The sequence below is a fragment of the Brevibacillus sp. WF146 genome (assembly GCF_001673705.2).
GTDB lineage: Bacteria > Bacillota > Bacilli > Brevibacillales > Brevibacillaceae > Brevibacillus > Brevibacillus thermoruber.
On the sequence record NZ_CP109943.1, the window covers coordinates 3,071,149 to 3,077,500 of the forward strand.

Below are 6,352 nucleotides of genomic sequence, written 5' to 3' on the forward strand. Positions count from 1 at the left end.
GCGTCACTCTCCTTTTCGGAATCCGCTCTTATCGAGTATCGTCCGCACTTTCATCGCAAAATCGTAATCGGTGCTATCCTCGTACCACGCGCGATTGATCTCTTCTAACGCGGTACGTAACCGCTCAATCTCCGCAAGCAACCGCGGAATGTCCTCGCGGGCGTGGGCGATGAACTCGGCGTCATACCCGCCATTTTCGTACGTATCCCCGAACGTTATTAGTGTGTCCGCGAGATATGACCCTTGCGGAACAAACATGTACTTACCGTTAAGAACTTTCGCGCCACTCCACAACCACGGTCCCGGCGTCGCCTTCTCCGCACGCTCGCGTATCGCGGTGAGTTCTTCCGGTGTGATTCCGTTAGGTTTCGTTGTCATATCGTTACCTCCTCGTCAACATTTTCGACTTGCTCCTCGTAATAGGCGTTAACGTCCTTATTCGGGAACTCGACGTGAATCGGATAGTTGTCGCGCCGTCCAATCGCGTAGACCCTTCCGATCTGGCCCGCGTACCATCCCGTCAGCACGCGGACGCGGTCGCCGGGTTTTATCGTGAGCATACGTTACCTCCTCGTATAGTTATCGTCTGAGACCGTTTATACGCCGCGTAGAGCGTTTGGTTTGCGCATGGTACCCGTAATATACCCGCGAGGCAAACGCGGCTTATAGGGCGGTTCTAGCGCGTCTGGCGATGTGTTTGCGTGGCGTAGGCGTGGAGCAGACGCAACTTGGTGCGCGGGGTGAGGCGACGCCAGGTTCCGGTGAGAATGCGCATAGGTATCGGCTCCTTTCAGCGGTTTTGTTCGATCGCAAGTAGCGCGTCGGCTTCCGTTAGTTCGCGTATGGGTTCGTCGTCATACGCGATGAATGCGTTGCCGGTGCGTCCGCGATCCTTGTACCACGTCATAACGACATAGCCGTCTTCGAACGGGACGTATCCGATGGAGGCGGCCTCCATGTCATCGCGGTAGGTCGTCCGCATTTTGCGGGAGATGTCACGCAAGGCGTTCATGGTCGCGCAGTTCCAGTTGTCCGGGGAAAATACGCCGGTTTCGAAGGCGCAGCGCGGGTCGTCTCCGTTCCAAGTCTTGCCGCGTTCGAGGCAGAGTTTGCAGGGCATGGGCATCGGGCTCCTTTCAACAGGAAAACATTTACTCGCGTAGAATAGGTATCTAAACCTACAAAAAGGAGGCATTTGTCATGATTCAGTCCAAAGTTCGGTCAATCCATGAGGACTATTGCCCTCATCTAGAGGACAATCACTCAATCGAAATTAGGTCAAATATCTTATACATAGGGAGGTGGTACGCATGCGTACCATCACCGAACTGCTCGAACGCTTGAATAAACCTAGTAGCTGTCTGGCGCGTAAACTCTACATGCTCAGTTAGCCACTTTATCCACCCGCCTACCTCCTCCCGTTGTTGCGCGATAAGTCGCTCTCTCGGGTCTTGACTGTCAAGTTTAGCATCGCGAACATCTTTCAGTCGCCGCCCGATCTCAAAGATTGCTTCACCCGCGACTCGCTTGTAGGCATTTATCTCGGCGGCGATAACAGCCAAGTCGTTGGAGAGCGCGGCGGTCTCGTTCGATTGCCTTGCTTGCACATTCATCTTTACCATCCTTTCTTCGCGTTGCGTGTGTTCAACTATCTAACTCCTCACTGACGATCCAACCATTTAACCGCGCGTACTTTAACTTCCTTGAGTATCTACGTTTCCACTCTTGCCAGTCTTTTCTTGTCTTACCGCTACACTTAAATGGGTAATGGATGTTGTTATATTTCTTTTCCAACTCAAGGATTTCAGCGACCCATTTTGGAACAACAGGCTTATACACACTCATGTGTCATCCTCCCTGTTACTTGATCCCTTTGTCGCGTTGGATTGCCTGTGTGTTTATACATAGATAGAGACTGCGCGAAGGATGAGTGAAACGAATCCTGAGCGCTATCTCTTATCTAGTTAAAAGATGGTTCTTGTTTAAAGATGGATATAGTTACTGTCAAGTAGAGCCATATACGGGTCAACCCGTGTCGGCTCCAGCGGACATGGACTCCGCCTCCCCGTCGAATATCGCGAGCTGACTGACGGGAAGCACCGTGTACCTCGTGTTCTCAAACCGCTGTGTCCCGTCCTCTCGCGCTTTCGTCGCGATCACCAAGGGCCGCCCCCGCCATCTGTACGCGAGTAGCGATTTGATCCGCTTTCCTGCCGCCTGGCGCGATACGCCGAGCCTTGCCGCGATATGTTCCTGCGACGGGTAGCAATCGCCACTCGCGTCCATGAACGAGGCCAGAACGCAAAGGGTCTGCCACCGTTCCGCGCCCATGTCCGCGATGAGCCCGGAGCTTGCGGCTTCGACGTACATCTTTACGAAGATGCGCGTTTCACGGCGGCCGGTTGTGACGGAATATTCCGACTGGGTTTCGACGGAAACGAGGTTTTGCTCAGCGGACATTTACGGAAATCACCTCCGCGTGGTAAAATTTTGGTAATCCCTTCGGGTGTTCTGTCGTGCCAATGCGGACGCCTAGCGCTTTGGCGCTAAAAACGACAGGGAGGGAGGGCTGCGATCTGAACCATCGCAGCAATAACACCTACAACATCACGATTTACCTCAGCGCCGAGGAAGCATGGTGGGTCGTGCTCCTCGCCGAACTGCTCCTCAGGCTGCTGTCCTGAGGGGCTTTTCGGTTTCTTTACTTTTTATAAGCACAATAGTGAGCAAAATTGGTACATCACCTCGCGCATTTTTTTTCGCTTTCTACCCTCTAATAACAACCGAACTTCGATTTTGTACACCTCCCGATTATTTTTTTTTTCGCTGTCTACTCCGTTAAACGCACGAAACTCGATCTCGCACAACTTACGGACAAAAAAAATAACGCCAGCCCCGAAGGACTAGCGTCGTTTACCGGCACGAAGCCGCATGATCGGCGAAAACTGCGCGTGCTGCGCCCGTATGTTCTCGTCGTCCATTTGTACGTATTTGCGCGTTGTTGAGATGTCCGCGTGGCCCACGATTCGTTGTAGCGTGAATAGGTCGCCCCCGTTAAGCAGATACGTTTTGCAGAAGTAATGACGGAATGTGTGCGGACTCACCCGGACTTGCCCGTCAATGCCCGCCTGTTTCCCGTATCGGGTTAGTCGCTTCCGTACGGTATCGCCCGTCAAAGGCTCGCCATATGCCGTAAGGAAAATGTGTTCGGCGTCCGGGAAGAACGTTTTGTTCTCCGTCATCAACTCGAACAACAAGCGCAGGACTTCGTGAGATACCGGCACAATCCGCGGCTTGCGGTTTTTGTTCATCGCGGCCGGCAAGTGGATGCAACGCGCTTTCACGTCGATATGTTCCGCCGTTAACGCGAGCGCCTCGTTAATGCGAAGGCCCGTATCTGCAAGGAGCATCATGAGCGTTTTGTCGCGAAACCCCGCAAACGTCCGCGTATCTGGCGCGGCCAAGAGGAGGCGGAGTTGGTCGTCCGTGAACGCTTCGATTTCGTCCTCGTCCTCTTTCGGCGGCTTCAAATTAGCGACCGGGTTAATGTCGATCATTCGTTCGCGCGCCCAGAAGTTGAACATCGTCCGCAACGTCCGCAACCGGATTGCGACGGTCGTCGGCGATAGAGCTTGTCCTTCGATTTCGCGGCCCTCTACGCCCTCGTACTTCGTCCGCCCATCCGCCATGTAGATGTAGTACTCTCGCGCAATAGACGGCGTTATATCGTTTATTTTTACGCCGGGGTAGTTATCGTCTACCCACGCGCGAAAATAGCGCCAGTGGGCCTTATAATCGGCCAGCGTGCGTTCTCGCATGCCCTCCGCCTTCTTCACGTTATAAAAGAGTTCGAATGCGTCATCGAGGCCGTAGGACACGCGTTCGTTTACGGTCGTCGACCGTTGACCGCGGATGAGTTTCCGGCCTGTACGTTTATCCGTAGACACGACAAAACCTCCCGTTGATTCGTTTTTGACGAATCCGCAGGAGGTTTAACCGTTAACGCGTCAACGTTCTCTGGCGATCGGTTCCCGCTTTCTCCCCGCACGCCTACCGTAGACCGTTGACCTTTCGTTCGGCCTGCCGGACTCATTCCCGGCTGACAAACGTTGATATTACGGGATTTTTAACGGATGGCGTCCCAGGAGAGATTCGAACTCCCGACCGACGGCTTAGAAGGCCGTTGCTCTATCCAGCTGAGCTACTGGGACGTATGAGTGGAGGGAGTACCCGGATTCGAACCGGGGGTGAAGGTTTTGCAGACCCGTGCCTTACCACTTGGCTATACTCCCTCGATATGCATGGGGCGATCGATGGGATTCGAACCCACGAATGCCGGAGCCACAATCCGGTGCGTTAACCACTTCGCCACGACCGCCGTGTTGTCAAGAAATGGAGAAAAATGGCAGGGGCAGTAGGAATCGAACCCACACCAAAGGTTTTGGAGACCTTCGTTCTACCGTTAAACTATGCCCCTTTGGTAGCGGTGGAGGGGCTTGAACCCCCGACCTTTCGGGTATGAACCGAACGCTCTAGCCAGCTGAGCTACACCGCCACGCACTTATGAATGCTGTAGGGAAGATGGCGGAGAGTGAGGGATTCGAACCCTCGCTACGCTAATCGCGTACTAACGGTTTAGCAAACCGTCCCCTTCGGCCTCTTGGGTAACTCTCCGCGATATATGCCTTCAAAACCGGATACGCATGGGTGGCAAAGGATTATGGAGTGGATAAGTCCTCGACCGATTAGTATTCGTCAGCTCCACGCGTTGCCGCGCTTCCACACCGAACCTATCAACCTCATCGTCTTTGAGGGGTCTTACCAGCTTGACGCTGTGGGAAGTCTCATCTTGGAGGGGGCTTCACGCTTAGATGCTTTCAGCGCTTATCCCGTCCGCACATAGCTACCCAGCTGTGCTCCTGGCGGAACAACTGGTGCACCAGCGGTGCGTCCATCCCGGTCCTCTCGTACTAAGGACAGCTCTCCTCAAACTTCCTGCGCCCGCGACAGATAGGGACCGAACTGTCTCACGACGTTCTGAACCCAGCTCGCGTACCGCTTTAATGGGCGAACAGCCCAACCCTTGGGACCTACTTCAGCCCCAGGATGCGATGAGCCGACATCGAGGTGCCAAACCTCCCCGTCGATGTGGACTCTTGGGGGAGATAAGCCTGTTATCCCCAGGGTAGCTTTTATCCGTTGAGCGATGGCCCTTCCATGCGGAACCACCGGATCACTAAGCCCGACTTTCGTCCCTGCTCGACTTGTAGGTCTCGCAGTCAAGCTCCCTTCTGCCTTTACACTCTACGAATGATTTCCGACCATTCTGAGGGAACCTTTGGGCGCCTCCGTTACCTTTTAGGAGGCGACCGCCCCAGTCAAACTGCCCACCTGACACTGTTCCCCGACCCGATCAGGGCCGCGGGTTAGAACTCCGATACGATCAGGGTGGTATCCCAACGGCGCCTCCACCGATGCTGGCGCACCGGCTTCTCAGGCTCCCACCTATTCTGTACAGATCGTACCAAAGTCCAATATCAGGCTACAGTAAAGCTCCATGGGGTCTTTCCGTCTTGTCGCGGGTAACCTGCATCTTCACAGGTATTATGATTTCACCGGGTCTCTTGCCGAGACAGCGCCCAAGTCGTTACGCCTTTCGTGCGGGTCGGAACTTACCCGACAAGGAATTTCGCTACCTTAGGACCGTTATAGTTACGGCCGCCGTTTACTGGGGCTTCGGTTCAAAGCTTCGCTTGCGCTAACTCATCCCCTTAACCTTCCAGCACCGGGCAGGCGTCAGCCCCTATACTTCGCCTTGCGGCTTCGCAGAGACCTGTGTTTTTGCTAAACAGTCGCTTGGGCCTTTTCACTGCGGCCCCCTCGGGCTCGGGCCCACCCGACGAAAGCTGACGCTCGCGTCGGGCGGGGGCCCTGACCCTACCGGGGCGCCCCTTCTCCCGAAGTTACGGGGCCATTTTGCCGAGTTCCTTAGCAAGAGTTCTCCCGCGCACCTTAGGATTCTCTCCTCGCCTACCTGTGTCGGTTTGCGGTACGGGCACCTCATTCCTCGCTAGACGCTTTTCTTGGCAGTGTGAAATCAGGGACTTCGGTACTTATATTTCCCTCGCCATCACAGCTTGCCCTTGGCGGTGTGCGGATTTGCCTACACACCAGGCTTGCTGCTTGGACGGCCATCCAGCAGGCCGCTCGCCCTATCCTCCTGCGTCACGCCATTGCTCAAGCGGAATGGAGGTGGTACAGGAATATCAACCTGTTGTCCATCGCCTACGCCTTTCGGCCTCAGCTTAGGTCCCGACTAACCCTGGGAGGACGAGCCTTCCCCAGGAACCCT

General features: G+C 54.8%; 8 protein-coding genes, 6 tRNA genes and 1 rRNA gene (1 of these 15 cut by a window edge). 1 reads left to right on the forward strand and 14 read right to left on the reverse strand.

Translation table 11 applies throughout. The features are described from left to right. Positions 1 to 3 precede the first annotated feature (3 nt). The 6 genes from A6764_RS15290 to A6764_RS15315 all read right to left on the reverse strand — a co-directional run bounded on the left by A6764_RS15290 (position 4) and on the right by A6764_RS15315 (position 2,460). Positions 4 to 378 carry a hypothetical protein gene (locus A6764_RS15290; RefSeq protein WP_065068340.1) on the reverse strand — a complete coding sequence of 125 codons (375 nt, stop codon included), beginning with the start codon at positions 376 to 378 and terminating at the stop codon, positions 4 to 6. Further along, on the reverse strand, positions 375 to 560 hold the full coding sequence (locus A6764_RS15295) for a KOW motif-containing protein (protein ID WP_065068339.1): 186 nt from the start codon (positions 558 to 560) through the stop codon (positions 375 to 377). The genes A6764_RS15290 and A6764_RS15295 overlap by 4 nt, the downstream gene beginning before the upstream one ends. Before the next feature lie 230 nt (positions 561 to 790). After that, a complete protein-coding gene (locus A6764_RS15300; protein ID WP_065068338.1) occupies positions 791 to 1,120 on the reverse strand; it encodes a hypothetical protein in 330 nt (109 codons plus the stop codon). Between the two features lie 139 nt (positions 1,121 to 1,259). Continuing rightward, complete coding sequence (locus tag A6764_RS15305; protein ID WP_065068337.1) at positions 1,260 to 1,613, reverse strand: DUF3102 domain-containing protein; 354 nt, start codon at positions 1,611 to 1,613, stop codon at positions 1,260 to 1,262. A 31-nt stretch (positions 1,614 to 1,644) separates the two neighbouring features. Further along, positions 1,645 to 1,845: a hypothetical protein gene (locus tag A6764_RS15310; protein ID WP_065068336.1), complete on the reverse strand. Its 201-nt coding sequence runs from the start codon at positions 1,843 to 1,845 to the stop codon at positions 1,645 to 1,647. 180 nt (positions 1,846 to 2,025) lie between these two features. Further along, positions 2,026 to 2,460 (reverse strand): helix-turn-helix domain-containing protein, encoded by a 435-nt coding sequence (locus A6764_RS15315; protein WP_065068335.1) that lies wholly within the window; start codon positions 2,458 to 2,460, stop codon positions 2,026 to 2,028. Between the two features lie 62 nt (positions 2,461 to 2,522). Between A6764_RS15315 and A6764_RS15320 the strand changes: the two genes are divergently transcribed. Further along, on the forward strand, positions 2,523 to 2,684 hold the full coding sequence (locus tag A6764_RS15320) for a hypothetical protein (RefSeq protein ID WP_264622273.1): 162 nt from the start codon (positions 2,523 to 2,525) through the stop codon (positions 2,682 to 2,684). A gap of 219 nt (positions 2,685 to 2,903) precedes the next feature. Here the strand turns inward: A6764_RS15320 and A6764_RS15325 are convergent, their stop codons facing one another. From A6764_RS15325 to A6764_RS15360, 8 genes are all read right to left on the reverse strand, one after another. Next, positions 2,904 to 3,947, reverse strand: coding sequence for a tyrosine-type recombinase/integrase (locus tag A6764_RS15325; RefSeq protein WP_065068334.1), 1,044 nt, complete (start codon positions 3,945 to 3,947; stop codon positions 2,904 to 2,906). A gap of 187 nt (positions 3,948 to 4,134) precedes the next feature. Beyond that, positions 4,135 to 4,211 (reverse strand) — tRNA-Arg (locus A6764_RS15330). A gap of 7 nt (positions 4,212 to 4,218) precedes the next feature. Next, positions 4,219 to 4,292: transfer RNA gene (locus A6764_RS15335), tRNA-Cys, on the reverse strand. Positions 4,293 to 4,302: 10 nt separating this feature from the next. Beyond that, positions 4,303 to 4,378 (reverse strand) — tRNA-His (locus A6764_RS15340). Between the two features lie 25 nt (positions 4,379 to 4,403). Then, positions 4,404 to 4,477 (reverse strand) — tRNA-Trp (locus tag A6764_RS15345). Position 4,478: 1 nt separating this feature from the next. Next, positions 4,479 to 4,555: transfer RNA gene (locus A6764_RS15350), tRNA-Met, on the reverse strand. Between the two features lie 27 nt (positions 4,556 to 4,582). Further along, positions 4,583 to 4,674: transfer RNA gene (locus A6764_RS15355), tRNA-Ser, on the reverse strand. A gap of 51 nt (positions 4,675 to 4,725) precedes the next feature. Next, positions 4,726 to 6,352 (reverse strand): 23S ribosomal RNA (locus A6764_RS15360) (it continues 1,390 nt past the right edge of the window).